Consider the following 26,586-nt stretch of genomic DNA (forward strand, 5'->3'; position numbering starts at 1 on the left):
TTTCCCTAAAAACCCTTTCTAAAAAAAGCAAACCGTTCTCTAAATCTTATGATTGTATAGAAAACAACCTCTCTATATACTACTTTTTGCATAACTATTTCTGTTGATTTCAGTTGGAGACACTATGCGTTTCGAATTTACCCTAAAAGCCGTGACCCTAAGCTTGGCCTGTGCCTTTGCTTCCACGGCATTTGCCCAAACCTTAAAAATTGGTTTGGCCTCTGAGCCCACAGCCGTGGATCCTCATTACCATCAAACCACCCCTAACGAAGCGTTGATCTCTCATATTTTTGAGCCTTTAGTACGTATGAGCCCCGATATGGAGCTTCAGCCTGCTTTGGCTAAATCATGGGAGCCCACCGACGACACCACGTGGACCTTTAAGCTCGATGAAAAAGCGACTTTTTCTAATGGCGACCCGTTCACTGCGAATGATGTGGTCCTTAGCTTCTGTCGTATCTTGCACAATGAAACAGCCATTGGCAGTGGGTTAATGAACGTGGCTCGTCGCATCCAAGCCATCCAAGTACAAGACGATAAAACCCTACAAATTAAAACCAGCGTTCCCTACCCCTTGCTCCCCAATGAGCTTGCGCGTGTCCCCATGATTTGGAACGGTGTGGTTCAACATGAAAACCTACGCTTTGACCCAGAGAACAACTGCGGTGTCACCAGCGCCTGGCCTGATGTAAACGCATTTAACAAAGGCGACTTAGTCGTTGGTACTGGCCCTTACACGCTCAAATCGTATGTGAAAGGCACAGGTATTGAACTAGAGCGTAATGAAAACTACTGGGGCGAAAAACCCGACTGGAAAAACGTACGTATGACCGCAGTGCCCAGTGCAGGCCCACGCTTAACCGGGTTATTAGCGGGCGACTTCGATTTAATCGAAAACCCTGCTGCACGTGATCTAAAGCGTATTACGGATAGCGGTTTTGGTCATACCATTAAACCTTCCGTGCGCGTGATGTTCTTCCAGCTTGATGTCGGTCGCGACCAAAGCCCCCTAGTCAAATCCCCTAAAGGCGATAACCCTCTCCAAAATCAAAAAGTTCGTCAGGCAATGTCTCTTGCCATCGACCGTAAGGCCATTGTGGAACGCATTATGGATGGCGTCGCAGAGCCCGCTAACCAATATATTCCCGTCGGCATGTTCGGCTCCATTACGGATGCACCCGCGCTAGAGTACAACCCAAAAAAAGCCAAAGAGTTGCTTGCTGAGGCCGGCTACCCCGATGGCTTTGAGTTAACGCTATCAGCCACCAATGACCGCTACATCAACGATGCCCAGCTCACACAAGCCGTTGCGCAGTATCTGAGCCGCATTGGTATCAAAACCAACGTAGATACAATGACGCGCTCTGTGTATTTCCCTAAGCGTGCTAAACGAGAGTTTAGCGTGGCGTTAGGTGGCTGGGGCTCCGAAACCGGCGAGGCAGCTAACTTCCTCCAGTACTGGGTCACGACAACCAATAAAGACTTAGGCGTAGGCGGCAGTAACTATGGTGGTTACTCCAACCCCGAACTGGATAACAAGTTCCTAGAAGCCATCCGTACCCTTGACGACAACAAACGTAGCGAATTATTACAACAAGCCGTACAGCTGTCTTTAGACGACATGGCACATATTCCCTTGCACTTTGAAAGTGGCGTATGGGCATTCCGTAAAGGCATCAACTACGTAGGTCGCGCTGACCAACGTACGATGGCGACACACGCTACCATCGCGGAATAATAACCACTTAGGCTGACGAAGGAGTTTGATTTGGCCGTTTTTATTTTACGCAGATTACTGCAAAGCGTTGTGGTATTGTTCGCGGTTTCTGTGGTGGTGTTTTTTGCAGTCTACACCGTAGGCGACCCCATTGAACTACTCGTCAGCCCAGATGTGGGTCAGGATCAGCGCGATGCGCTGATCGCCCGCTTAGGGCTTGACCAACCGCTCTGGCAGCAATACCTGCATTTTGTTTGGCGTGCCTTACATGGAGACCTAGGTAATTCTTTTGTACATGGTATGCCTGCTGTTGACCTTATTTTACAGCGCTTTCCTGCCACACTTGAACTAGTCATAGTAGCGATTAGCTTAACCTGTATTTTAGGTATCCCCCTGGGGCTTATTGCTGGCTTACACCGCGATAATTTCCTAGGTAAAAGCATCATGAACACCTCTGTGCTTGGCTTTTCCCTGCCTAACTTTTGGCAAGGGATGGTGTTCATTTTATTATTTGCCGTCTGGCTCGGTTGGCTTCCTGCATCCGGCCGAGGCCCTACAGTCGAAGTGCTCGGCATCCCCTTAAGTATTTTTAGCGCTCAAGGTTGGAGTCATATCGCACTGCCCGCGGTGAACTTGGCTGTCGCCAATATCGCTCTGATTTTGCGCATGACGGCCTCTGGTGTCAGCGAAGCCCAGAGCCAAGACTATGTGCGCTTTGCGCGCGCAAAAGGTGTTAAGCCTGGACGTATTGTACGCCGTCATATTTTACGCAACATCATGATCCCTGTTGTCACCGTTATTGGCATGGAATTTGGCACCCTAATCGCCTACTCCACTATTACAGAAACGGTATTTTCTTGGCCTGGCATGGGCAAACTACTTATCGATAGTGTGTATCAACTAGATCGCCCCGTGGTGGTTGCGTACGTCATGCTCGTCACCATGCTTTTTGTCGTAATTAATCTCGTGGTGGATATTCTGTATGCCGTTTTAGATCCACGTGTACAACTTTTGGAGCCTAGCGCCTAATGACTACCCCACATTCTTTATCAGATGGGCAACCGGCCGCCATTCCAACCGTTAAGCCCTTACAAAATACGCCACAACGGCAAAAAATTCTTAAAAAAATTCGCAGTCGTCCATCGACCAAGCGATCTTTGCTGACATTATTTATCTTAATTGCAGTCGTATTGATCGCCCCTTATTTTGCGCCGCAAGACCCCTATGACTTATTGTCATTGGATATTATGGATGGCCGTCTACCACCAGGCTCAGAAAGTTTTAATGGCATGACCTATTGGTTAGGTACAGACTCACAAGGCCGCGACATGCTTAGTGCCATTTTATATGGCTTGCGTATTAGTTTACTCGTCGGTCTCGGTGCCGTTGCCTTGTCAGCTATCATTGGCATGATCATGGGGTTAATTGCGGCGTATCACGGCAGCTGGGTCGATAGCCTGATTATGCGTACTGTCGACTTCATTTTAGGTTTCCCTACAATTTTAGTTGCCCTGGTTCTGCTCTCTGTCCTAGGACGAGGCATTGATAAGGTCATCATCGCTTTAGTGATTGTGCAATGGGCGCATTACGCTCGTATTATGCGTGGACGTGCGCTGCAAGAGCGTCGTAAAGAATATATCGAAGCCGCGATGAACCTGGGCTTTTCCTCATGGCGCATTATGTTCAAGCATCTTATGCCAAATTGCTTTGGCCCGATTATGGTGTTTGCCACCATTCAAATTGCCACCGCTATTGTGCTAGAGGCTACGCTTTCCTTTTTAGGCGTAGGCGTACCCATTACCGAGCCTTCTCTTGGGCTACTCATTGCAAGTGGCTTTGAGTATCTGCTTTCCGGTGACTACTGGATCAGCATTTTCCCTGGCTTAGCTTTGTTATTTTTAATTCTCTCTATCAACATCGTAGGTGATCGCCTACGCGAAAGTTTGGATCCACGACGCTAATGACTGACACAACTTTATTACAGGTAAATGGGTTACAGACGGCTTTTCATACCGAGGAAGGCGCTTGGCTGGCCGTAGATGGCGTGGATTTACAGGTCAAAAAAGGAGAAATTATCGGCCTTGTCGGTGAGTCGGGCTCGGGGAAATCCGTCACTGGCTTTTCGCTTATTGGACTGATTGATCCACCAGGCGAAGTAGTGGGCGGCGAGGTTCTTTTCCACGGTCAAGACTTACGCCAACTGTCCGAGGAGCAATTGCGACAATTACGGGGTGATCGAATTGCCATGATTTTCCAAGACCCTTTAATGACACTAAATCCAGTGCTTAAAGTGGGCGAGCAAATGATGGAAGCGATTCTCACGCACTATCCAGAAACCCCAAAAGCCGAAGCCCGCCAACGCTGTTGTGATGCCTTGGCTCAAGTTGGTATCCCTGCACCAGAGTCCCGTCTAGATAACTATCCCCATGAGTTCTCTGGGGGGATGCGCCAACGTGTTGCTATCGCCATTGCTATGCTCAACAAGCCGGAATTGATTATCGCGGACGAGCCGACAACGGCATTGGATGTGACCATTCAAGCGCAAATCCTCTACGAGATGCAAAAACTTTGCCGGGAGCAAAACACCGCATTAATCTGGATTACCCACGATCTAGGCGTCGTAGCAGAGCTTGCGGACCATGTTGCCGTGATGTATGCAGGAAAAATAGTTGAATATGGCGCCGTGCAAGCGGTATTACAAAACCCTATTCATCCCTATACAGAGGGGCTACTGAACTCCATGCCTGGCTCGGCCCAACCGGGTGCACGCTTACAACAAATCGATGGCATGGCACCCACCTTAACAGGACGCGAGCAGGGCTGTACCTTTAGGCCACGTTGTCCTTATGCCCACCCTTCCTGTGCACAAAGTGCCCCTCCGGTTGAACAAATTAGTCAGCGCCAATACCGCTGCTATTTCCCTCTGCTTAAGGAGGAAACAAAATGAGTACGACGCCTATTATTGATATTCAAAACCTGCATAAACAATTTAGCAAAGCCCCTGATTTGGCCCATCGCATCTTACAAAGCTTAGGCAAAGCCGCTCCGCCCCCTACTGTTCATGCCGTCAATGGCATCAATCTAACGATTCAAAAAGGTGAGGTGGTTGGTCTTGTTGGGGAATCCGGTTGTGGTAAATCCACCTTAGGGCGTATGGTCGCAGGCTTAATCAACCCTAGCGCAGGTGCTATCTACTACGAAGGCAAGGATATTCAGCAGCTGAGCCGCGAAGAAAAGCTCGCCTACACCTTGGGGGTGCAACTTATTTTCCAAGACCCACAAGCCTCATTAAACCCAAAGCAAAAACTGGGTGATATTATTAGCGAGGCCTTGCATGTGCACCGTTTGGCTCCTAAAGCAGAAATATCCCAACGCATCAATCACGCTTTAGCCGAGGTCGGACTCGAAGTGGATTATCGTGACCGCCTGCCCCACCAAATCTCAGGTGGGCAGCGTCAGCGTATTGGTATTGCTCGTGCTTTAATGGTCAACCCAAAATTTCTTGTTTGTGATGAACCAGTTGCCGCCTTAGACGTCTCCATTCAAGCACAAGTCATTAACCTGTTTATGGATTTACGCGATAAACACGGCTTGACCTATTTATTTATCAGTCATGACCTAGGCGTGGTTCGACATATCTCTGATCGTGTCGCCATTATGTATTTAGGGCGTATTGTAGAAATTGCGGACAGCGCTGATATCTTCCATCATGCTGCCCACCCCTATACCAAAGCCCTGCTGGCAGAAATGCCAGATGTCACTAAACAAGGGCGCGCTTTTACCCCCATCAAAGGTGAGATTCCTTCTCCCTTAAACCCTCCAAGCGGCTGTACCTTTCATCCACGATGCCCTGTGGCCACCGAGCTGTGTAAGGCCAGCGTTCCTGAGCTAAAAACCGTTGGTGCAGGTCATCAGGCCGCTTGTCACTTGATTTAAAATACCGCAAAGGATTTGATTGCATGAATCACCAAGCACATGAGCTTACCGAGGCATTACGTCAACAAATTATTCGCTGGGTCGAGCTCGAGTCTCCCTCCCATGATGCCGATGCCTTACGTGCCATGGCTGCCCTTATTCTCGATGATATAAAAGACAGCCCTCTGCGCGTAGAACAAATCAATGTCGGTGAAGACACCGGACCTATTTTGCACATTCATAACCGTGCTGATAACGATAGTCGATCGGGTATTTTAGTTCTCGGTCACTATGATACGGTCCATCCGATCGGCACCTTAACCCAAAACCCGTGTCGACAAGAGGGCGATAAGCTCTTTGGCCCAGGTATCTACGACATGAAGTCAGGCGTGGTCTTGGCCCTATCCGCCTTAAAAGCACTGGCTCAGCCTCAAGCCACACAGCTTCCTGTGGATTTGGTTCTGGTTCCCGATGAGGAAACCGGTAGTCATTACTCACGCGAGTATATCGAAAAATTTGCTAAAAAATCGGTTTATACCTTGGTATGTGAGCCTGCCCGTGTAGAGGAAGGACGCTGCGTAACCGCCCGTAAAGGCACAGGCAATATTTTTATTACTGCGCACGGTCGCCCTGCTCATGCCGGTATTCATCACGAAAAAGGCCGTAATGCCATCGAGGAAATCGCCCACCATGTTCTGGCTTTAGAAAAGCTAACCGATTATGAGCGTGGTATTACTGTTAGCGTAGGTGTTATCAAAGGTGGCACAACGTCGAATGTTGTCCCTGCCTGGTGCCAAATCAAAGCCGATTTTCGAGTACCGAATGCAGAAATGGCACAACGCCTCGAGCAACAAGTTCAACAAATTAAAGCCATCCATCCAGATATTCGCCTAGAAGTGGAGTTTAAACTCAATCGCCCCGCCATGCCGCGTACAGAAGCTACTGCTGCTTTATTAGCACAGTGCCAAAACTATGCACGCCAAGCGGGCTTTGAGCTAAAAGAAGCCCCCATGACTGGGGGGGCAAGTGATGCGAATTTTACCGCCGCCTTGGGCGTGCCAACCCTAGATGGCTTGGGCGCCGATGGCAACGGCGCCCATACCCTAAATGAGCATATCTTGGTGTCTACCTTAGCCCAGCGCCGTCAGTTTTGGCTGCATACACTCGCCCAATTGCATTAAGCACTCACTTCGTTACTGCTGAGACAAGGCCGCCAACAAGCGGTCTTGTTGCGCTTGATCTAAGTCCGCAACCTGAATCTCATCAACAAAAACGTGATAACGATCTTCGATTTGGTCAATGCGATACTGCCCGGCCTGTAGTTGTTTCATCAATAAGCCGGCTTGTTTAGGATCCGCAAAAGGTAACGATAAAAAGACTTCGTTATCCGCGGCATCAAACAAACGGAACTGAAAACCTGCCTCGTCCCTAAAGCTCACAAAACGTGCGGTTTTGACCTTTTCTGTCTTATTTTCTACTGGCGCAACCGGCACAAGATGTGGCGAGCGTAAACCAACAGCGGCACGCAACTGCTCCATCAACGGCATAGAAATCTGACGCGCCTTGGCTGCTCCAGCCAGTAGAATTTCCTCTATACGGTCTGGGTTAGCCATCAAATCATTATACTTTTCACGCATGGGCGCAATTTCGGCATTGATGCGCTCAAACAGTTTCTTTTTCGCCTCGCCCCAGCCCAAACCATCATGTAGCTCTGCTTTAAATGCTTCTGCCTGCTCTGGAGTAGAAAACACTTCGTACAACTCAAATAAGTGCGAGCCTTCTGTGTCTTTAGGCTCACCAGGCTGGCGTGAGTCCGTTACAATTCGGTTAATGGTGCTTTGCAGTAGTTTTTCCCCACCCTCAAAAAGCGGAATGGTGTTGTCATAGCTTTTGGACATTTTACGACCATCTAGGCCGGGCAGCGTTGCTACGGTTTCGTCAATCAGCTCGTAAGGCAGCACAAAAAAGTCCTTGCCTTGCCCATACATATGATTAAATCGCTGCGCAATATCACGCGCCATTTCAATATGCTGGATCTGATCCCGCCCTACCGGCACCAAATGCGCATTAAACATTAAAATATCCGCTGCCATCAAAATGGGATATGAATACAACCCCATATTCACGCCATCATCGGGATCTACACCTTTAGCTTGGTTTTGATCAACGGCCGCTTTATAAGCATGCGCCCGATTCATTAATCCTTTGCTGGTAATGCAGGTCAACATCCACGAGAACTCGGGAATCTCAGGAATATCTGACTGACGATAAAAAGTGACCTTATCAGGATCAAGCCCCGCTGCTAACCATGTAGCCGCGATCTCTAGACGAGAGCGTGCCACACGCTGCGGATCCTCGCATTTAATTAATGCATGATAATCCGCTAAAAAGAAAAAAGCATCCGTGTCAGGTTGCACACTAGCACGAATGGCTGGGCGAATCGCCCCGGCATAATTCCCTAAATGCGGGGTTCCTGATGGAGTAATCCCCGTAAGGACACGTTTAGTCATAATAAAACCTAAAAAATTGCTGAACGAATAAATTACAACACAGCGGCTTGGCGGCGCTCGGCATCCAGATACTCTTTGGATTGCATCTCCATCAGCCGCGACTCCGTCCGATGGAATTCATTTGCCATCGGCCCTTGTGTATAAAGGTCTTTGGCCTCTACCTCTGCCGACATAATCAGTTTAACTTTGTGATCATAAAGCACATCGACTAACCACGTAAAACGCCGTGCGGCAGAAGCATCGCGTGCTGACATTTTGGGCACATCCGATAGTAATACCGTCTCAAACCGACTCACTAAGGATAAATAATCATTTTGTGACCGTGGTCCCACGCACAATGTTTCAAAATCAAACCATACAACATTATTTTGACACGCAATGACTGGCAATTGGCGATTTTCTATCTCAATCTGTGTAGCGTGAGGCTTTTCCCCTGTTAACCCCTCGTAAATCTGGATAAGCTCCTGTTCGGTCTGAGCGGTAATGGGCGTTAGATATAAGCGCACCTGCTCTAAGGTACGACGACGATAATCTACCCCCGTATCCACATTTAAAATATCCATGCGCGCTTGAATCAACGCAATAGCAGGTAAGATACGATCCCTATGTAATCCATCTGGATACAGTAAGCTGGGCTCATAATTAGAAGTCATCACAAAGCTCACCCCTTGTTCAAACAAGGCATGCAGTAACTTATATAAAATCATGGCATCTGCTATATCTGAGACATGAAACTCATCAAAACAAATGACCTCATAACGTTTAGCGATGGTTTTTGCCACGGTTTCTAGGGGATCCGCTTGACTTCGTAACTGCTTAAGCTGATCATGTACCCCGCGCATAAACTCATGAAAATGAAGCCGAGTTTTACGCTCTAAGGGCAAGCATTGATAAAACGCATCCATCAAAAAACTTTTTCCCCTGCCTACTCCCCCCCATAAATAAACGCCTTTTGGTGCGGGCGCTTTAGAAAACCAGCGCGATAAAAAAGATTTTTGGCTCTGGTGATAGCTCAACAGCTCATCATAGAACTGTTGTAAACGCTCAACGGCATGCTGCTGCGCCGAATCAGCCTGATAGCCTTTGTCGGCTAAGGCTTTTTGATAATAGTGAATTACATCCGTCATGGAATTGCTTTATATAGAAAAAAGGGGCTGACAGTTGTCGCCCCTTTTTGTGCTACCTTGGACTTGATTAGAAGTTAAGTGCGCGTTTGTCTACCGCTAAAGCGGCTTCTTTCATGGCTTCCGACAAGGTCGGGTGAGCATGACAAATACGAGCAATGTCCTCGGCCGCCCCACGGAATTCCATAATGACAACGGCCTCAGCGATTAATTCCGAAGCGGTTGGCCCTACGATATGGACACCTAAGACCTCGTCTGTTTTTGCATCTGCCAGGATCTTAACAAAACCAGTGGTGTTACCCAAAGCACGAGCACGGCCATTTGCCATAAAGGGGAATTTACCCGCACGGTAATCGCGCCCCTCTTTTTTCAGCTCTTGCTCTGTTTTACCAACCCATGCCATTTCTGGCGAGGTGTAAATCACCCAAGGAATGGTATCAAAGTTAACATGTGGCTGCTGACCGGCAATGCGTTCCGCTACAGCGACACCCTCGTCTTCGGCCTTGTGCGCCAACATCGGGCCACGCACCACATCCCCTACAGCCCAAACATTAGGCAGGTTTGTGAGGCAGTCATCATCAACCTCGATAAAGCCACGCTCATCCAATTTTAAGCCCACGGTTTCCGCACCTAAGCCAGCTGTATTAGGTACTCGCCCAATGGATACAATTAAACGATCGAATTCAGCTTTGTGTTCTTTATCCGACGCATCCTTGTATTCTACTTTGACTTTTTTACCAGAGGTCTCAACCTCGTCCACTTTGACACCTAGCTGAATATCCAAGCCCTGCTTCGTCAATGCGGAGAAAGCTTCTTTGGCTACGTCTCGGTCAGCCGCAGCAAGGAACTCAGGCGCACCCTCAAAAATAGTGACCTCTGCACCTAAGCGACGCCAGACGCTGCCAAGCTCTAAGCCAATCACGCCCGCACCAATCACACCCAGTTTTTTGGGTACGTCTTTAAGGCGTAGCGCCCCATCATTGGAGAGAATTAACTCTTCATCAAAAGGCACACCGGGTAATTCGCGTGCCGAAGAACCTGTGGCTACCACCACATGTTTGGCGATAAGGTCTTCTGCCTCTTTACCATCAACACGAATAGACCAGCCTGCATCGACCTTGGCTTGGAAAGAAGCCGTGCCATGAAAGAAGGTTACTTTGTTCTTTTTAAACAAGAACAAAATGCCTTGGTTATTTTCTTTAACGACCTTATCTTTACGGCCTAGCAAGGTATCCAGTTTAAGCTCTAAGCCTTTTACTTTGATACCGTGATCCTCGAAATGCTTTTCGGCTTGCTCGTAATGCTCAGAAGATTGCAGCAATGCCTTTGAGGGGATACAACCCACGTTTGTGCAGGTACCACCAGGAGCAGCTTTGCCATCCTGATCCGACCAGGCGTCAACGCAAGCCACAGACAGGCCTAATTGTGCGGCGCGAATGGCGGCAATATAGCCGCCGGGGCCCGCACCAATGACAACTACATCAAAATTTTTTGCCATGATGCGTTCCTTATTACAGATCTAACAATAAACGTTGTGGATCTTCTAGGGCTTCTTTCATTGCCACTAGACCCAATACCGCTTCGCGACCATCAATAATGCGGTGGTCGTAAGACATCGCCAAGTAGTTCATAGGACGAATCACAATCTGACCATTTTCCACCACTGGGCGCTCTTTGGTTGCGTGAATACCAAGAATGGCAGACTGAGGTGGGTTAATGATCGGTGTGGATAGCATGGAGCCAAACACCCCACCATTAGAAATGGAGAAAGTCCCCCCTGTTAGCTCTTCGAGTGTGAGCTTACCGTCTTGGGCTCGACGACCGTAATCTGCGATTTGCTTTTCAATTTCAGCAATCGACATTTGATCCGCATTACGCAAAATCGGTACCACTAGACCACGTGGACTACCTACTGCAATCCCGATATCAAAGTAACCGTGGTAAATAATGTCTTTACCATCTACCGATGCATTCAAGATGGGGTATTTTTTGAGAGCAGCAACAGCGGCTTTAACAAAGAAAGACATAAAGCCTAGCTTGACGCCGTGCTCTTTTTCAAAGGTGTCTTTGTACTGCTTGCGCAAGTCCATAATGGCTTGCATGTTGACTTCGTTAAAGGTCGTCAAAATCGCATTTTCTTGCTGGGACTGTAGCAAACGCTCGGCGACGCGAGCACGCAAGCGGCTCATAGGTACACGCTGCTCAGGGCGACCATCTAAAGATAAAGAGGCTGGAGCAGGTGCCGCTGCGGCGGGTTTAGCGGCACCACCGGCCTGAGCGGCCATGGCGTCTGCTTTAGTCACACGCCCATCACGACCTGTGCCTTCGACTGCGGTCACATCAAGACCTTTCTCAGCAAGGATTTTGCTTGCGGCGGGTGAAGCGGCTGTCACCGTCGTGCCCGAGGCGGCAGCAGCAGGTTCAGCTGGTGCTGCTTTTTCTTCGGCAGCTGGAGCAGCGGCCGTGGCTTTGGCTTCTGTGTCAATACGAGCTAAAACCTCGCCGGCTGTCACAGTGCTGCCATCGCCTTTTACAATCTCAACCAATACCCCTGCAGAAGGAGCAGGCACTTCTAGCACAACCTTATCGGTTTCCACGTCGATTAAAATCTCGTCTTGCTCAACGGCTTCGCCAGGTTGTTTTTTCCACTCGAGCAAGGTGGCCTCGGAGACGGACTCGGACAGCTCGGGAACAAGAATTTCAATAATAGCCATAATAGTTTCCGTGTAATAAATATATGTTCTGTAATCAGTTATGCGTTATTTGGATAACGAAAAGCCTTTGATGTTTTCCGCATAGGCCTGCTCAATCAATGCTTTTTGCTGCTCAATGTGCTTAGCCAAATAACCTACCGCGGGCGAAGCCGAAGCCGCACGACCCGCATAGCTTAGCTTTTGATTCGGGGTCATATTTTCAACTAAGTGATGCTGAATATAGAACCAAGGCCCTTGGTTTTGAGGCTCGTCTTGTACCCATACGATTTCTGTCGCATTGCTGTACTTACGTAGTTCCTCTTGGAATGCTTTATGGGCAAATGGATAAAGCTGTTCAATACGAACAATAGCAACGTCTTCGCGCTCACGCTCCGTACGTGCATTAACTAAGTCGTAATAAACCTTTCCAGAACAAACGAGTACACGTTTGACGTTTTCTGCTTTGATGGCATCATTGGTTTCACCAATTACGGGCATAAAACGCCCTTCGGCAAGCTCAACCAATGGAGAGGTGGCCGCTTTGTTACGCAATAGGGATTTGGGCGTCAACAACACAAGAGGCTTACGGAAAGGACGCAGCATCTGGCGGCGCAATACGTGGAAAATCTGCGCACCGGTTGTTGGCTGAATGACCTGAATATTATTATCCGCACATAACTGTAAGAAACGCTCGATACGAGCCGAAGAGTGTTCCGGACCCTGACCTTCGTACCCATGCGGCAGCATCATGGTCAAGCCACAATGACGCCCCCATTTGGCTTCGCCAGAGGTAATAAACTGGTCAATAACGACTTGGGCACCGTTCACAAAGTCCCCAAACTGCGCTTCCCAGATGGTGAGTACGTTAGGCTCAGCGGAGGCATAACCGTACTCAAATGCCAAAACGGCCTCTTCGGAGAGGACCGAGTCAATCACAGTAAAGGGTGCTTGGTTTTCGGCTACGTTTTGCAATGGGATATAAGTACCATCGTCCCAACGCTCGCGGTCTTGATCGTGAAGCACCGCATGACGGTGTACAAAAGTACCACGCCCGGAGTCTTGACCGGTAATACGTACTGCATAGCCATTGGCAACCAATGTTGCAAAAGCTAAATGCTCGCCCATACCCCAATCAACATTCATTTCACCACGAGCCATCGCACGGCGATCGTTCAGCATGCGCTTGACTAAAGGATGAACATTAAAACCGTCGGGCACGGTCGTGATCTTTTCACCAATACGCGTTAGCTCTGCCAACGGCATCCCTGTATCGGCATGATCCGTCCATTTGGCATTTAAGAAAGGCGTCCAATCTGTGGCGTATTTGTTTTTGTAGTCGGTTAACACGGGCTCTACGGTACGCTGCCCGTCTTCCATTAGCTGACGGTAGGCTTTTACCATTTCGTCCGGCTCTTCGGCGCTAAGTACCCCTTGGGCCACTAGCTTATCGGCATAGAGTTTACGAGTACCAGGGTGTTGAGCAACAGCTTTGTACATCAAAGGCTGTGTCAACGAGGGAGTGTCTTGCTCGTTGTGACCCAGTTTGCGGTAACACACTAGGTCAATCACCACATCATGACGGAATTTTTTACGGTAATCTAAAGCCAAGCGCGTCACAAAGGCCACGGCTTCGGGGTCATCGGCATTAACGTGGAATACCGGAGCTTCGATCATTTTTACCACATCGGTACAATACAAGGTCGATCGTGTATCACGCGGATCAGACGTAGTAAAACCAATTTGGTTGTTAATAACAATGTGCACCGTACCACCTGTACCATAACCACGCGTTTGCGCTAGGTTAAGGGTTTCCATTACCACGCCCTGGCCCGCAAAGGCGGCGTCCCCATGTACGAGCACCGGTAAAACGCATTCGCCAGTGGTATCACCACGGCGATCTTGACGCGCACGGGTGCTGCCCTCGACAACCGGGTTAACAATTTCCAAATGAGAAGGGTTAAAAGCCAAGGACAAGTGAACAGGACCACCACGCGCAGACAGATCGCTAGAAAAACCATTATGGTATTTCACGTCCCCGTCCGTAAGGTTGTCGGCGTGCTTACCCTCGAACTCGGCGAACAGGTCTGCAGGCATCTTGCCCATGATGTTCACGAGCATATTCAAGCGCCCACGGTGAGCCATCCCAACAATGATTTCTTGCACACCTAAATCGCTGGCATGGTTAACGACTTCGTCCATACAAGCAATAAAGCTTTCCCCGCCCTCGAGGGAGAAACGCTTTTGCCCCACGTATTTAGTGTGTAAATAACGCTCTAACCCCTCGGCCTCGGTCAGCTGTTGTAGGATATTGCGTTTTTCATCAGCGGTAAAATCCATACGCCCATGCACGGATTCCAGACGCTCTTGGATCCAACGTTTAGCAACGGGATCCGAAATATGCATAAATTCCGCACCAATGGTTTGACAATACGTGTCACGTAAGGCCTTGAGCATATCGCGCAAGGTCATGGTGTCGGATTTAGTAAAATACGTATTGGTTGCCGAATACACCTGATCCAAATCGGCTTCGGTTAAACCATAAAAAGCAGGATCGAGTTCTGCGTATTCAGGACGCTCACTGCGTTTTAAAGGGTCTAAGGTTGCGATACGTGCGCCCAAAGAACGATAAGCAGCAATCAGCGACTGCACCGACACCTGTTTCATTGCCATAGACAAATCAGGAGCGGCGGCGCGTACAGCTAAAGCATTGGCTTTAGCGCGTTCTGCAAAAGATTGAATAATTGGGCTATGCGCCTGATCGCGCGTTGCCTCTTTGCCATCTGTAGCAGGCAGATGTTGGAGTTGATCAAAATAATCGCGCCATTCAGGTGCTACTGAAGACGGATTGTCTAGGTACATCTCGTATAGTTCCTCTACATAGGCGGCGTTCGAGCCGTAGAGATACGAGTTATTTTGCAGTTCAATTTGCGATGACATAGTAATAACGCTTCACCTATATGGATGTTTCATCCATGCTGAGATGCAGGAAAACCTTCCGCGACACGGCTTCACCGGTTAGCGGATAGCGGAGCAGAAGGCAACGTAAGACGCCTTTCACAGCGATATCACTCAGTATACCCCTCTGTAGGCTTCCTTGCATCTTAGCAAACTTAAATCATTGTATTCATGCGTAAATGTTGGCATTTACAAACATTTACGTATGCCTAAAAACCCCTCAATTATTTGAACTAGTCATGCATTCTTTTTTGCTGCAATGCGACATGCGCCTACCCGAATTTCAAGTTATAACAGTAGACTCCCCACATTCACTGTGTGGACAGGTTAAAATGTTGCCATTCATTCGATTTATCTCAGGAGCACACCCACGATGGACGCCAAAGCTGATCTGGCAAAACGCGCGTTGGAATATCACGCACAACCCACCCCAGGTAAAATTTCTGTAGTTCCCACTAAAACATTAGCCGATGCGGACGACCTTTCCTTGGCCTATTCTCCCGGGGTTGCCTTCGCCTGCATGGCCATTCACGAAGAAGGCGACGAGGCGGCCGCTAAATACACATCTCGAGCCAATCTCGTGGGGGTGATCAGTAACGGTACTGCCGTTCTAGGATTAGGCAATATTGGCCCACTTGCTTCTAAACCCGTCATGGAGGGCAAGGGCTGCCTGTTCAAAAAATTTGCAGGCATTGATGTATTTGATATTGAGCTTGCCGAAAATGATCCAGAAAAACTGGTGGATATTATTGCGGCCATGGAGCCCACACTAGGCGGCATTAACCTTGAAGACATCAAGGCTCCCGAATGCTTTTATATTGAACAAGAGCTACGAAAGCGCATGAAAATCCCCGTGTTCCATGATGATCAACATGGTACGGCAATCATTGCTTCGGCTGCGATCTTAAACGGCCTAAAGGTTGTTAACAAAAACATCGACGAGGTTCGCCTTGTCTGTTCTGGCGCTGGCGCCGCCGCTATCGCTTGCTTAAACCTGCTCGTGAACTTGGGCATGCCCAAAGAAAACATTTATGTCGCAGACTCTCGCGGCATTATCTGGCAGGGTCGCGAGCCCAACATGGAGCCTAACAAAGCCCAGTTTGCTCAAGACACGCCGTTTCGTACCCTAGCGGATGCGACCGCAGGTGCTGATATTTTCTTAGGTTGCTCTGCACCCGGTTTACTTACACCCGAAATGCTTCTGAGCATGAACGAGCGCCCCTTGGTTTTAGCTTTAGCTAACCCCGAACCAGAGATCCGCCCAGAGGTCGCTAAAGCTACCCGTGCTGATGTGGTAATCGCTACGGGTCGTTCCGACTACCCAAACCAAGTCAATAATGTTTTATGCTTTCCCTTTATTTTCCGTGGTGCTCTTGACTGTGGCGCAACCGAAATTAACGAAGCCATGAAACAGGCCTGCGTCTACGCTATTGCTGAGCTTGCCCAAGAAGAACAGTACGACGACGTCAATAGCGATAGCGATAGCGATTTGGGTTTTGGTCCCGAGTATATTATTCCCAAGCCCTTTGATCCGCGTTTGATTTCTCGTATTGCTCCTGCTGTGGCCAAAGCCGCCATGGATTCAGGCGTAGCCAGTCGCCCTATCGAAGACCTTGAGGCGTATCGACAGCGCTTAATCGCCATGACGTATCGTTCTGGTGCATTAATGCGGCCGCTTTTTAAGCAAGCCAAAGAAATCACGCAGCTCAAACGTGTGATTTACGCCGACGGCGAAGACGAACGCGTTCTTCGCGCGGCGCAAACGGTGGTGGACGAAAAGATCGCTTATCCCATTTTAATTGGGCGCCCTGCTGTGATCGAAATGCGTATCAAACGCTATGGCCTACGCTTACAAGCTGGACTCAATTTTGAAATTGTCGACCCTGAAGACGATTACCGCTATAACGAAACATGGCAGGCCTACTATCAGCTCAAAGGGCGCCAAGGTGTTACTCCTGATGTCGCTAAAGCACTGGTTCGTAAACACAATACCTTAATTGGGGCGATGCTTATGCGCCGAGGTGATGCCGATGCTATGATTTGTGGCGTCACGACACGCTTTTATCATCAGCTTGCCCATATCGAAGACATTATTGGCCGCAAAGAGGATGCTTCCGTATTTGCCGCCATGAATGCGCTCATGCTGCCTACACAAAATATTTTCGTCTGCGATACGCATGTAAACGAAAACCCAACCGCAGAGGAAATCGCTGATATCACGCTGATGGCAGCTGAAAAAGTACGTCATTTTGGGCTCGTACCACGGGTTGCTTTGCTCTCTCACTCGAATTTTGGAAGTCGCTCTACGGCATCTTCGCGTAAAATGGCCAAAGCGCTTGAAATTATTACAGAGCGCGCCCCAGAGCTAGAAATTGATGGGGAAATGCATGCGGACTCGGCGCTTTCCAACCGTATCCGCTTTAAAGCCCACCCTGACTCTACTCTAAAAGCGCCTGCTAACCTACTCATTACGCCTAACCTAGACGCCGGTAATATTACTTATAACGTGTTAAAAATGGCGGGGAGCAATGGCGTAGCAATGGGTCCTATCCTTTTAGGAGCAGCCCGACCTGTTCATATTTTAACCACTAGCGCTACCACACGCCGTATTGTCAATATGACAGCGGTTGCTGTGCTTGAGGCAGCTGAACAAATTAACTAACCCCTTCCTTTTCTTTCTAAAGCGGCTCACTACCAGCCGCTTTTTTTTATCCCTCACTAATTTGGTCTGACCAGTTTTACCTAAAACTGGCGATTACCCTAGCTTTACCGTTTAGCTATAGCCATATACAGTATGTACTACCCTAACTGGTCAAACCAAAACTGTTATGCGGCTTTCTGATCTGATTCTTGAAAAACTCGTTGCCTTAGTCCAAGAGCAGGGCTTACAAGCAGGTGACCGCCTGCCCTCTGAGCGATCCTTAGCGTCACAATTTGGCGTCTCACGCCCCGCAATTCGCGAAGCGATTCGCACCCTTGCTAGTCGCCAATGGCTTACCACCAAACATGGGGGCGGCAGCTATGTAACAGAGCAATTTCATCACTCCCATCACGCGCTTGACCCCTCTGCTTCGTCCTATCAACAACATATTATTGAGGCACGGCAAATTATCGAAGCCAGCACCGCTTGGCATGCCGCCTTACGCGCTACCGATGAAGACAAACAACGGCTTAAACAGTGCCTGGACGCGATAGAAGCATTGCAACAAACCGCGCAGCATCAACAAGCTGCTATCGCGGATGCCCACTTTCATCTTGCCATTGCCGAAGCCTCACACAATGTGGTTTTTGTGCAAATTATGCGCGGCTTTTTTCAACACCTACTTTCAAATGTGGAAAAAAATCGCCAATCCGCTTTACATGAAAGCTCTTGTTTTGCTTCGGACCAGCTTACTTTGCAGCATCGAGCTTTACTTGATGCCATTTTACAAGGCGACGCCCAGCAGGCTCAGGCTGCCGCCATTCATCATTTGGATTATGTACACCAACGCCTAACCCATCGCCACACAAATACCGTGCGCTAATGGCTTAGCGAAAAGGAGGTAATTATGGGGAGCTCTCATCCCTTATTAGACTTTGCTCGCGAAGATCAAGATTTTTCGCATATCGATGCGAGTCATGTGATTCAATCCTTACAACAGGCTTTACCCACAACCACTATTCTGTCAACAAAAGAGCAGCTAAAGCCCTATGAATGTGATGGCTTTACTCTAGAAACGCAGGTCCCCCTTGCTGTGGTCATGCCAACCACCGAAGCCGAAGTTGTCACAACCCTAAAAACCTGCTCGCAACTTGGGGTGCCGGTGGTAGCACGAGGTGCAGGCACAGGCTTATCGGGAGGCGCTATTCCACATCCTCATGGGGTGATCTTATCTCTGGCGAAAATGAATCAAATCCTCAAGATTGATCAGGCCGCTCGCGTCGCCATCGTTCAGCCCGGCATTCGTAACCTTGCTGTCTCCGAAGCCACCGCCCCCTATGGGTTGTATTACGCTCCCGACCCCTCCTCACAAATCGCTTGCACTATTGGTGGCAACATCGCAGAAAATGCCGGCGGCGTTCACTGTCTTAAATACGGTCTTACCGTTCATAATGTGCTGCGCATCCGTGCCGTCACGATTGATGGTGACATCATTGAAGTCGGCAGCCATGCTCTCGATGTGCCAGGTTATGACCTGCTATCACTCATTATTGGTTCTGAGGGCATGCTAGCGGTGGCAACAGAAATCACCCTCAAGCTCACTCCAACACCCCAATTTGCACAATGTGTCTTAGCCAGTTTTGATGATGTGGTCAAAGCCAGTGATGCGGTAGCCGCCATTATTGCCGCCGGTATTATTCCAGCAGGCTTAGAGATGATGGACCAGCCCGCTACCATCGCTGCAGAAGCCTTTGTCAATGCCGGCTACCCGCTCGATGCCAAAGCCATGTTGATTTGCGAGTCAGACGGCACACCGGAAGAAGTTGCCGAAGAAATTGAACACATAGAGCGCGTTTTACGACAAGCCGGAGCAACTGAACTACGTGTTTCACAAAGTGAACAAGAACGCGCTTTATTTTGGGCAGGGCGAAAATCCGCTTTCCCAGCAGCAGGACGTATTTCACCCGATTATCTTTGCATGGACGGCACCATTCCACGTAAACGCCTAGGGGAAATGCTCACCGCTATTCAAGACATGGAAGAAAAATACGGCTTACGCTGTCTAAACGTTTTCCATGCAGGCGATGGTAACTTACATCCACTAGTGCTCTATGATGGTAGCCAAGCAGAGCAACGTGAAAAAGCCAAGCAGTTTGGTGGGGAAATTTTAGAGCTATCGGTAGCCCTCGGTGGCACTATCACCGGTGAGCATGGGGTTGGCTTAGAAAAAATTGACCAAATGTGTGTGCAATTTAATGAGTTAGAACGCCACCTCTTTTTTGCTATAAAACATGCTTTTGATCCTGCTGGCTTGTTAAATCCAGGCAAAGCCATCCCCACCCTAAACCGCTGTGCCGAGTTCGGGCATATGCATGTACATCAAGGCCAACTGCCTTTTGCTGATATCCCTCGTTTTTAATTAGGAGCACGCATGAACTCCCCGCTCATTTCTGCTTGGTCTGATCGTATTAAACATGCTGCGGCTGAAAAACGCCCCTTGCAACTACAAGGGAGCGGCAGCAAAGCGTTTTACGGCCATCCAACTGCTGGTGAAGTTTTCCACCTACATGAAAACACAGGCATTTTATCGTATGAGCCCTCTGAGCTTGTCATCACCGTCAATGGCGGCACACGACTCCACGACATAGAACAAGCTTTAGCTGAACATCATCAGTATTTACCATTTGAGCCCCCTTATTTTGCTGATACTGCCACCATAGCAGGCTGTGTAGCAGCTGGCTTAGCCGGCCCGAGACGCGCTTACGCTGGCGCAGTCCAAGATTTTGTGCTCGGCGCACACCTGATCGATGGGCGCGGAGACTATTTACGCTTTGGCGGTCAAGTTATGAAAAACGTAGCGGGTTATGATGTATCACGGTTGCTTTGCGGAAGCCTAGGTACGCTTGGTGTCATCACACAACTCTCCATCAAAGTCTTACCCATTCCAGCAAAACAAGTCACCCTTCGTCTTGACCTAGCCCAAAATCAAGCACTGACCCTGATCAATCAGCTTAGTGCTCAGCCGTTACCTATCAGCGCCAGTGCGTGGCACGATCACCAGCTCTATATACGCTTAGCCGGTGCCAATAACGCTATTACCGAGGGCATCAAAACCATTGGTGGCGAACGTCTCGCTCCCGAACTCGCCGACGATTTTTGGAAACAACTACGAGAACAGCAACATGCTTTTTTCCAAAACGCTCCCTCAACCCATACGCTTTGGCGACTATCTGTTCCCTCAACAAGCCCAGCCTTTCTCCAAGACCTACCCCAGCTTATAGAGTGGGGTGGCGCTTTACGCTGGCTCTGGAGTGATTTACCAGCGTCACAATTACGCGAAGAAACCGCTAAACAGGGGGGCACAGCAACCGCTTTTCGTCACCCACACGATCAGCAGATTTTTCATCCATTGCCTGCCCCCGTACTACGGCTACAAAAGAATCTAAAACAAAAATTTGATCCTGCCGGCATTTTCAACCCAGGACGCCTTTATCCAGGAGAGTTGTAATGCACACCGCTTTATCCCCTGAGTTTGCGCATACAGAAATCGGACAACAAGCCAAAGCCCTAATTGCCAAGTGCGTGCATTGTGGTTTTTGCAATGCTACCTGCCCCACTTATCAACTGCTTGGTGACGAGCTTGATGGGCCACGCGGACGTATTTATCTGATGAAAGAGATGTTCGAAGGCAAGCCAGTGAGCCGCATCACCCAAGAGCATCTCGATCGCTGCCTAACCTGTCGCGCCTGTGAAACCACTTGTCCTTCTGGTGTGGAGTATGGACAGCTGATTGATTTAGGACGGCGCGTCATTAATGAAAAAATTAAGCGTCCTGCATCGGAGCAGCTCAAGCGTACGGCGCTCATTGAGTTTATTTCTCGTCCCACTTTATTTAAACAGGTCTATCGCAGCGCACAAAGTGCCAAGCCTTTTCTACCAAAATCCGTGCAAGCTAAGGTTCAAAGCTCTACACCAAAGCCCTACGCGCCAAAAAAACATGATAGAAAGATGCTTGTCTTACAAGGCTGTGTGCAGCCTGCCTTAGCTCCCCAAACCAATATCGCCGCAACAAGAGTTTTGGATCATTTAGGCATTGAACTGATTGCTGCCCCCGAGGCAGGATGCTGTGGTGCTATTCGTCAACACAATGGAGAGTTAGAACGGGCGCAACAACAAGCCAAGCAAAACATCGATGCCTGGTGGCCTTATATTGAACAAGGGGCAGAAAAAATCATCATGACGGCAAGTGGTTGTGGAGCACAAGTTCAAGACTACGATAAATTACTTGCCGAAGACCCGCTCTATGCCGATAAGGCTAAAACCATTAGCGAGCTGTGCTGTGACCTAAGTGTAGTGGTTTACGAATCGGTATTAGCCTCAGAAGTTCCCCATAGCCCTCAGGCCATGCGAGTTGCTGTTCAAGAGCCTTGCACCTACCAGCATGCACTACGCCATAAAGCGCCACTGCAACACTTGTTACGTCAGCTCGGCTATGAAGTCACCCCAGTTGCAGAAAATCATTTATGCTGCGGCTCTGCTGGCACATATTCTGTTTTCCAGCCTAAGCTCTCCGCACAGCTCCGAGAGCGCAAACTACAACACCTGATGGCACACCAGCCCGCAGTCATTGTTACCGCTAATATCGGCTGTCAGCATCATCTTCAAGAAACCAGTCCTATTCCTGTCTTACATTGGATTGAGCTGGTGGATCGGCTTTTTAGCCCAACACCAGCGGCATAACAAAAAGGGGGCATACGCCCCCTTATCTTTTTAAGTTTTTTGCTCCCCCTAAGCAGGCATAGGTACAACCGCACGACCCTTGTTCATCGACATGATGAACAAAAACGCGGCTAACCAAACCACGGCTGCTACGCCCCATACCATATGACCAGTAATTAAAGCTTGACCGATCAACCCGGCTTGAATCCCGTAAAAAGCCATTGGCAATAAGGTCTTACGTACGATTTCCCCTTCGCGGTTCATCATGCCAACAACCGCACCAGCTGCCACCACGTTATGCACGCAAATCATATTGCCCGCCGCTCCACCTACTGCTTGCAAAGCAACAACAATAGCGGACTGATCAATATTTAAAGCAATCTGCTGGGCAGTGGAAAACTGAAAATACGAGAACATCATATTACTAACGGTATTGGAGCCAGCAATAAAAGCGCCTAAAGCCCCTACCCACGGTGAAAAATTCGGCCAAGCTTGACCGGCTACCGCTGCCGCGCTTTGGGCCAAAATTAGCGGCATACTATTTAACGACCCATCGGCTGCGGCTGAGTTAATAAAAACCTGAACCATTGGCACAGCTAACAACAACGCTGGCGCAGCGCTAATCATCGTGACCACAGAGTCTTTAACCCCACGACCATATTGCTGCAAAGTCATCCCAAAAATACCAATACACACCAAGGAAACTAAAATCAAAATAAACCCGGGCGAGTAGAAAAACTGTGCCGAGCTGGAAATAGAAGTTCCAAAAATATTTGTCAGTTTTAATGTGGCGGCAGGCGAAGTTAAAAAGGCTTTAACGGCTGGAAAAGTACGCGTCACAATCAACAGTGCCACCACGATCACGTAGGGTGAAAAAGCACGGATCACAGAAAAATGACTTGTGCTTTGTGCCTGCTCCATATTTAATGTGCCTAGCCAAGCGGATTCCCACTGCTCGCGAGGGGGGAAATCAAAGGTTTCCTTAGGTAAAAACCACCCTTTTTTAGCCGCTGTAACGGTGAGTACCAAGCCCACCAACGCCCCTAACATAGAAGGGAACTCGGGCCCCAGCACAACCGCAATCACATAATATGGCACTGTAAACGCCAAGCCTGCGAATAAGGCAAATTTCCATGCTTTTAAGCCCTCGGTAAAAGAGCGATTTGCTCCAAAAAACCGGGTTAACAAACCACATAAAATCAATGGAATCGCTACACCAGTGAGTGCATGAATCAGTGCCACGTTTTCTACAATCTGCTGCAAATATTCCATGGGCTGCATCGGAGAGATTAATGCGGCGACATCGGCTTTGTTATCAATCCCTGAGCGTACCCCTACTAGCATTGGTGTGCCCACCGCCCCAAAAGAAACCGGAGTAGATTGAATGACTAGCACCGACATGACTGCTGCCATAGCAGGAAAGCCCAAGGCCAGTAATAATGGTGCTCCTACTGCAGACGGCGTACCAAAGCCAGACGAGCCTTCGATCAGCGAACCAAACAACCAGGCCACAATAATGACCTGCACACGTCGGTCCGGCGAGACATCCATAAAGCCCTGACGAATCGCCACCAAAGCACCACTCACTTTCAGTGTGTTAAGTAACAATACGGCACCAAACACAATAAACAACAAGGTAATGGCTGTAATCAAACCATTTACTGTTGCTGCCCCCACTACGGCACTTTGGGTGTTCCAGACAAAAATCGCTAATAGGGCGGTTACTACATACGCCACCCCCATCGATAATTTTGCTGAGCGCCGCATAACAACCATTAATACAAACACCACTAAAATAGGTGCTAAGGCTAATAAGGTATAAAGCATCTCAAGGCCCTCTTAGAATGAGCGAATAATAGGCACTGCTTAAATCCTTACCCATATTACCGGTAGTACCAAATTTCGCTTATTCGCAAAAACCCTGACTTTATTCGCCTTTAATTTCCATTTATCTTTATAATTAGACCAAACTGGTCCTACCACTTGGCTTATTCGTAGGTTATGCAAAATACATTCACTCGCGTTTCTGACAAAATAGCAGATCAAATCAAACAATTGATCCAAGAGCGGCAATTAACCGTAGGGGATCGCCTGCCCTCTGAGCGAGATTTGGCAGAACTATTTGAGGTCTCACGCTCCCCGGTCCGTGAGGCCATTCGAGCTCTCAACAGCCAAGGGTTGCTTATTACTAAGCCGGGCGGCGGCACGTATGTACAAACCGAAATTATGACCTGGCCCACCCAAAGCATTGGGTCGCTCACTACCCTATTAAGCGAGGACCCTCACTATCGATACGATGTGCTCGAGGCTCGACATGCCCTTGAGGTCAGCACGGCTTGGTATGCTGCGCTACGCGCCACCCCCGAAGACAAACAAAAAATTCAAGCGTGCTTTGATGTCATGATCGAACACCAACAAAATGGTGATACGGCTCAATCTGCACGCGCTGATGCCCAATTTCATTTAGCGATTGCAGAAGCCTCTCATAATCTTGTGCTGCTACAAATTATGCGCGGGCTATTTGATTTGGTTTTTTCGACTGTCAAAGAAAACCGCCAAGTCATGTTTAGATTTGATGATGAAAAAAATCGGCTCCATTTAACCAACCAACATCAAGCTGTTATGCAAGCCATTTTTGATGGGGATGCCAATCAAGCCAAACGCCTTATGAGTCAACACTTAGACTTTGTTCGCGCTGCTATCCGCACCTCTGAAGAAAATGACGCTCGCTTACAGCGTATCCATCGGCTTTCTGATATCAGTCCTTTACTATGATTATTTCTGCCTCCACTGACTACCGTCGTGCCGCTCAAAAACGCTTACCCCCTTTTCTTTTTCACTATCTTGACGGGGGGGCCTATGCTGAACACACTCTATTAAAAAATGTGGAAGATTTAGCACAAGTCGCGTTAAAGCAGCGGGTATTGCGAGACATGTCCACCCTAGACACAAGCACCACGCTGTTTGGCGAACAGCTACGTATACCCGTTATTCTCGCTCCTGTTGGCTTAACAGGTATGTATGCACGCCGAGGCGAAATCCAAGCAGCACAGGCTGCCGACCAATTTGGCATCCCTTTTACCATGTCCAGTGTTTCGGTCTGCCCTATAGAAGAAGTTACCCCACGCATTTCGCGCCCTATGTGGTTTCAGCTCTATGTGCTTAAAGACCGCGGCTTTATGAAAAATGTGTTAGAGCGTGCCAAAGCCGCTGGCTGCTCTGCCCTTGTCTTTACGGTCGATATGCCTGTGCCGGGTGCGCGCTATCGCGACGCTCATTCCGGCATGAGCGGCCCTTATGCCAAATGGCGCCGTTACCTACAAGCCTGCTTACACCCGCGCTGGGCTTGGGATGTGGGGCTGCATGGCAGACCTCACGATTTAGGAAATATTTCGCGCTATCTGGGACAACCCATCGCTTTAGATGACTACATGGGCTGGCTAGGTGCCAACTTTGACCCCTCTATTTCCTGGCAAGATCTGGAGTGGATTCGTGAATTCTGGGATGGCCCTATGATTATCAAAGGCATACTCGACCCCGAGGACGCTAAAGACGCCGTTCGCTTTGGAGCCGATGGCATAGTGGTATCCAACCATGGTGGTAGACAGTTAGATGGGGTGTTATCCACCGCTAAAGCCCTGCCTTATATTGCAGAGGCCATTCAAAACGATATCAAAATTTTGGTGGACTCCGGCGTACGCAATGGACTAGATATTGTGCGGATGCTTGCCCTGGGTGCGGATGCCGTAATGATTGGCCGTGCTTATATTTATGCTTTAGCTACAACTGGAGGCAAAGGGGTAAGTCACGTCTTATCCTTGTTAGAAAAAGAGATGCGTGTAGCCATGACCCTAACCGCTGCTCAACGTATTGCGGATATTGATACAAGCTGCCTCATTTCCTCATTACAGTCGAGTTAGTTACCGTTACCCGCCATGTAGCAACCCTGTATTACCCGCTCCTACCCAACCCACGCCATAATCATCGGAATGATTCAACGAATTTTACGGAGTAACTCATGGCCAAATTGATTCATACAATGGTTCGCGTTAGCGCTCTTGATCCAGCTATCCAGTTTTACAGCACCGCGTTTAACTTCAAAGAAAAACACCGCTTAGATTTTCCTACTTTTACTTTAGTTTATTTAGGAAACGATCAAAGCGAAGCCGAGCTTGAACTCACCTTTAATAAAGACCAAACCACCCCCTATGAGCACGGCACAGCCTATGGCCATGTGGCTTTTTCCGTAGAGGGTCTGGAAGCCTGTCACCAACGCTTAAAAAATGCCGGATTTAATCCTGCTGATATTAAG

General features: G+C 48.8%; 20 protein-coding genes. 14 read left to right on the forward strand and 6 right to left on the reverse strand.

The genetic code is table 11. The features are described 5' to 3' along the window. Positions 1 to 124 precede the first annotated feature (124 nt). From Q1V74_RS01170 to Q1V74_RS01195, 6 genes are read left to right on the forward strand one after another with little or no spacing between them, the layout of a single operon-like run. Entirely contained in the window at positions 125 to 1,738 is a 1,614-nt protein-coding gene (locus Q1V74_RS01170; RefSeq protein ID WP_260649044.1) for an ABC transporter substrate-binding protein, read from the forward strand. Positions 1,739 to 1,768: 30 nt separating this feature from the next. Then, positions 1,769 to 2,746 (forward strand): ABC transporter permease, encoded by a 978-nt coding sequence (locus Q1V74_RS01175; RefSeq protein WP_300646691.1) that lies wholly within the window; start codon positions 1,769 to 1,771, stop codon positions 2,744 to 2,746. Next, positions 2,746 to 3,678 (forward strand): ABC transporter permease, encoded by a 933-nt coding sequence (locus Q1V74_RS01180; protein ID WP_260649046.1) that lies wholly within the window; start codon positions 2,746 to 2,748, stop codon positions 3,676 to 3,678. The genes Q1V74_RS01175 and Q1V74_RS01180 overlap by 1 nt, the downstream gene beginning before the upstream one ends. Continuing rightward, positions 3,678 to 4,664 (forward strand): ABC transporter ATP-binding protein, encoded by a 987-nt coding sequence (locus Q1V74_RS01185; RefSeq protein WP_300646693.1) that lies wholly within the window; start codon positions 3,678 to 3,680, stop codon positions 4,662 to 4,664. The genes Q1V74_RS01180 and Q1V74_RS01185 overlap by 1 nt, the downstream gene beginning before the upstream one ends. Then, on the forward strand, positions 4,661 to 5,653 hold the full coding sequence (locus Q1V74_RS01190) for an oligopeptide/dipeptide ABC transporter ATP-binding protein (protein ID WP_300646695.1): 993 nt from the start codon (positions 4,661 to 4,663) through the stop codon (positions 5,651 to 5,653). Before Q1V74_RS01185 ends, Q1V74_RS01190 begins: the two co-directional genes overlap by 4 nt. Before the next feature lie 23 nt (positions 5,654 to 5,676). Continuing rightward, positions 5,677 to 6,813 (forward strand): M20 family metallopeptidase, encoded by a 1,137-nt coding sequence (locus Q1V74_RS01195; protein ID WP_300646696.1) that lies wholly within the window; start codon positions 5,677 to 5,679, stop codon positions 6,811 to 6,813. A 12-nt stretch (positions 6,814 to 6,825) separates the two neighbouring features. On the opposite strand, the gene Q1V74_RS01200 is transcribed toward Q1V74_RS01195, so the two are convergent. The 5 genes from Q1V74_RS01200 to Q1V74_RS01220 all read right to left on the reverse strand — a co-directional run bounded on the left by Q1V74_RS01200 (position 6,826) and on the right by Q1V74_RS01220 (position 14,896). Then, entirely contained in the window at positions 6,826 to 8,142 is a 1,317-nt protein-coding gene (locus Q1V74_RS01200) for a tryptophan--tRNA ligase (protein ID WP_300646697.1), read from the reverse strand. A 32-nt stretch (positions 8,143 to 8,174) separates the two neighbouring features. Then, positions 8,175 to 9,269, reverse strand: coding sequence for a cell division protein ZapE (zapE, locus tag Q1V74_RS01205; protein WP_300646699.1), 1,095 nt, complete (start codon positions 9,267 to 9,269; stop codon positions 8,175 to 8,177). A gap of 67 nt (positions 9,270 to 9,336) precedes the next feature. After that, complete coding sequence (gene lpdA / locus Q1V74_RS01210) at positions 9,337 to 10,764, reverse strand: dihydrolipoyl dehydrogenase (RefSeq protein WP_260649052.1); 1,428 nt, start codon at positions 10,762 to 10,764, stop codon at positions 9,337 to 9,339. 13 nt (positions 10,765 to 10,777) lie between these two features. Continuing rightward, complete coding sequence (gene odhB, locus Q1V74_RS01215; protein ID WP_300646700.1) at positions 10,778 to 11,980, reverse strand: 2-oxoglutarate dehydrogenase complex dihydrolipoyllysine-residue succinyltransferase; 1,203 nt, start codon at positions 11,978 to 11,980, stop codon at positions 10,778 to 10,780. Positions 11,981 to 12,025: 45 nt separating this feature from the next. Then, a complete protein-coding gene (locus tag Q1V74_RS01220; RefSeq protein ID WP_300646701.1) occupies positions 12,026 to 14,896 on the reverse strand; it encodes a 2-oxoglutarate dehydrogenase E1 component in 2,871 nt (956 codons plus the stop codon). 391 nt (positions 14,897 to 15,287) lie between these two features. Between Q1V74_RS01220 and Q1V74_RS01225 the strand changes: the two genes are divergently transcribed. The 5 genes from Q1V74_RS01225 to glcF all read left to right on the forward strand — a co-directional run bounded on the left by Q1V74_RS01225 (position 15,288) and on the right by glcF (position 22,295). Next, entirely contained in the window at positions 15,288 to 17,576 is a 2,289-nt protein-coding gene (locus tag Q1V74_RS01225; protein ID WP_300646703.1) for an NADP-dependent malic enzyme, read from the forward strand. Between the two features lie 166 nt (positions 17,577 to 17,742). Continuing rightward, positions 17,743 to 18,438 (forward strand): FCD domain-containing protein, encoded by a 696-nt coding sequence (locus Q1V74_RS01230; RefSeq protein ID WP_300646704.1) that lies wholly within the window; start codon positions 17,743 to 17,745, stop codon positions 18,436 to 18,438. A gap of 24 nt (positions 18,439 to 18,462) precedes the next feature. Continuing rightward, positions 18,463 to 19,974, forward strand: coding sequence for an FAD-linked oxidase C-terminal domain-containing protein (locus Q1V74_RS01235; protein ID WP_260649057.1), 1,512 nt, complete (start codon positions 18,463 to 18,465; stop codon positions 19,972 to 19,974). A 12-nt stretch (positions 19,975 to 19,986) separates the two neighbouring features. Next, positions 19,987 to 21,063 (forward strand): glycolate oxidase subunit GlcE, encoded by a 1,077-nt coding sequence (gene glcE / locus Q1V74_RS01240; RefSeq protein WP_300646705.1) that lies wholly within the window; start codon positions 19,987 to 19,989, stop codon positions 21,061 to 21,063. After that, positions 21,063 to 22,295 (forward strand): glycolate oxidase subunit GlcF, encoded by a 1,233-nt coding sequence (gene glcF, locus Q1V74_RS01245; RefSeq protein ID WP_300646707.1) that lies wholly within the window; start codon positions 21,063 to 21,065, stop codon positions 22,293 to 22,295. Before glcE ends, glcF begins: the two co-directional genes overlap by 1 nt. A 48-nt stretch (positions 22,296 to 22,343) precedes the next feature. On the opposite strand, the gene Q1V74_RS01250 is transcribed toward glcF, so the two are convergent. After that, positions 22,344 to 24,101: an L-lactate permease gene (locus tag Q1V74_RS01250; RefSeq protein WP_300646708.1), complete on the reverse strand. Its 1,758-nt coding sequence runs from the start codon at positions 24,099 to 24,101 to the stop codon at positions 22,344 to 22,346. Between the two features lie 174 nt (positions 24,102 to 24,275). Between Q1V74_RS01250 and lldR the strand changes: the two genes are divergently transcribed. From lldR to Q1V74_RS01265, 3 genes are all read left to right on the forward strand, one after another. Then, positions 24,276 to 25,049 (forward strand): transcriptional regulator LldR, encoded by a 774-nt coding sequence (lldR, locus tag Q1V74_RS01255; protein ID WP_300646710.1) that lies wholly within the window; start codon positions 24,276 to 24,278, stop codon positions 25,047 to 25,049. Beyond that, a complete protein-coding gene (lldD, locus tag Q1V74_RS01260; protein WP_300646711.1) occupies positions 25,046 to 26,194 on the forward strand; it encodes an FMN-dependent L-lactate dehydrogenase LldD in 1,149 nt (382 codons plus the stop codon). The genes lldR and lldD overlap by 4 nt, the downstream gene beginning before the upstream one ends. Positions 26,195 to 26,292: 98 nt before the next feature. Next, on the forward strand, positions 26,293 to 26,586 hold a 294-nt coding region (locus tag Q1V74_RS01265; protein WP_300646712.1), incomplete at its 3' end, for a VOC family protein.

The sequence above is a fragment of the Paenalcaligenes sp. genome, assembly GCF_030152715.1.
GTDB classification, from domain to species: Bacteria; Pseudomonadota; Gammaproteobacteria; order Burkholderiales; family Burkholderiaceae_B; genus Paenalcaligenes; species Paenalcaligenes hermetiae.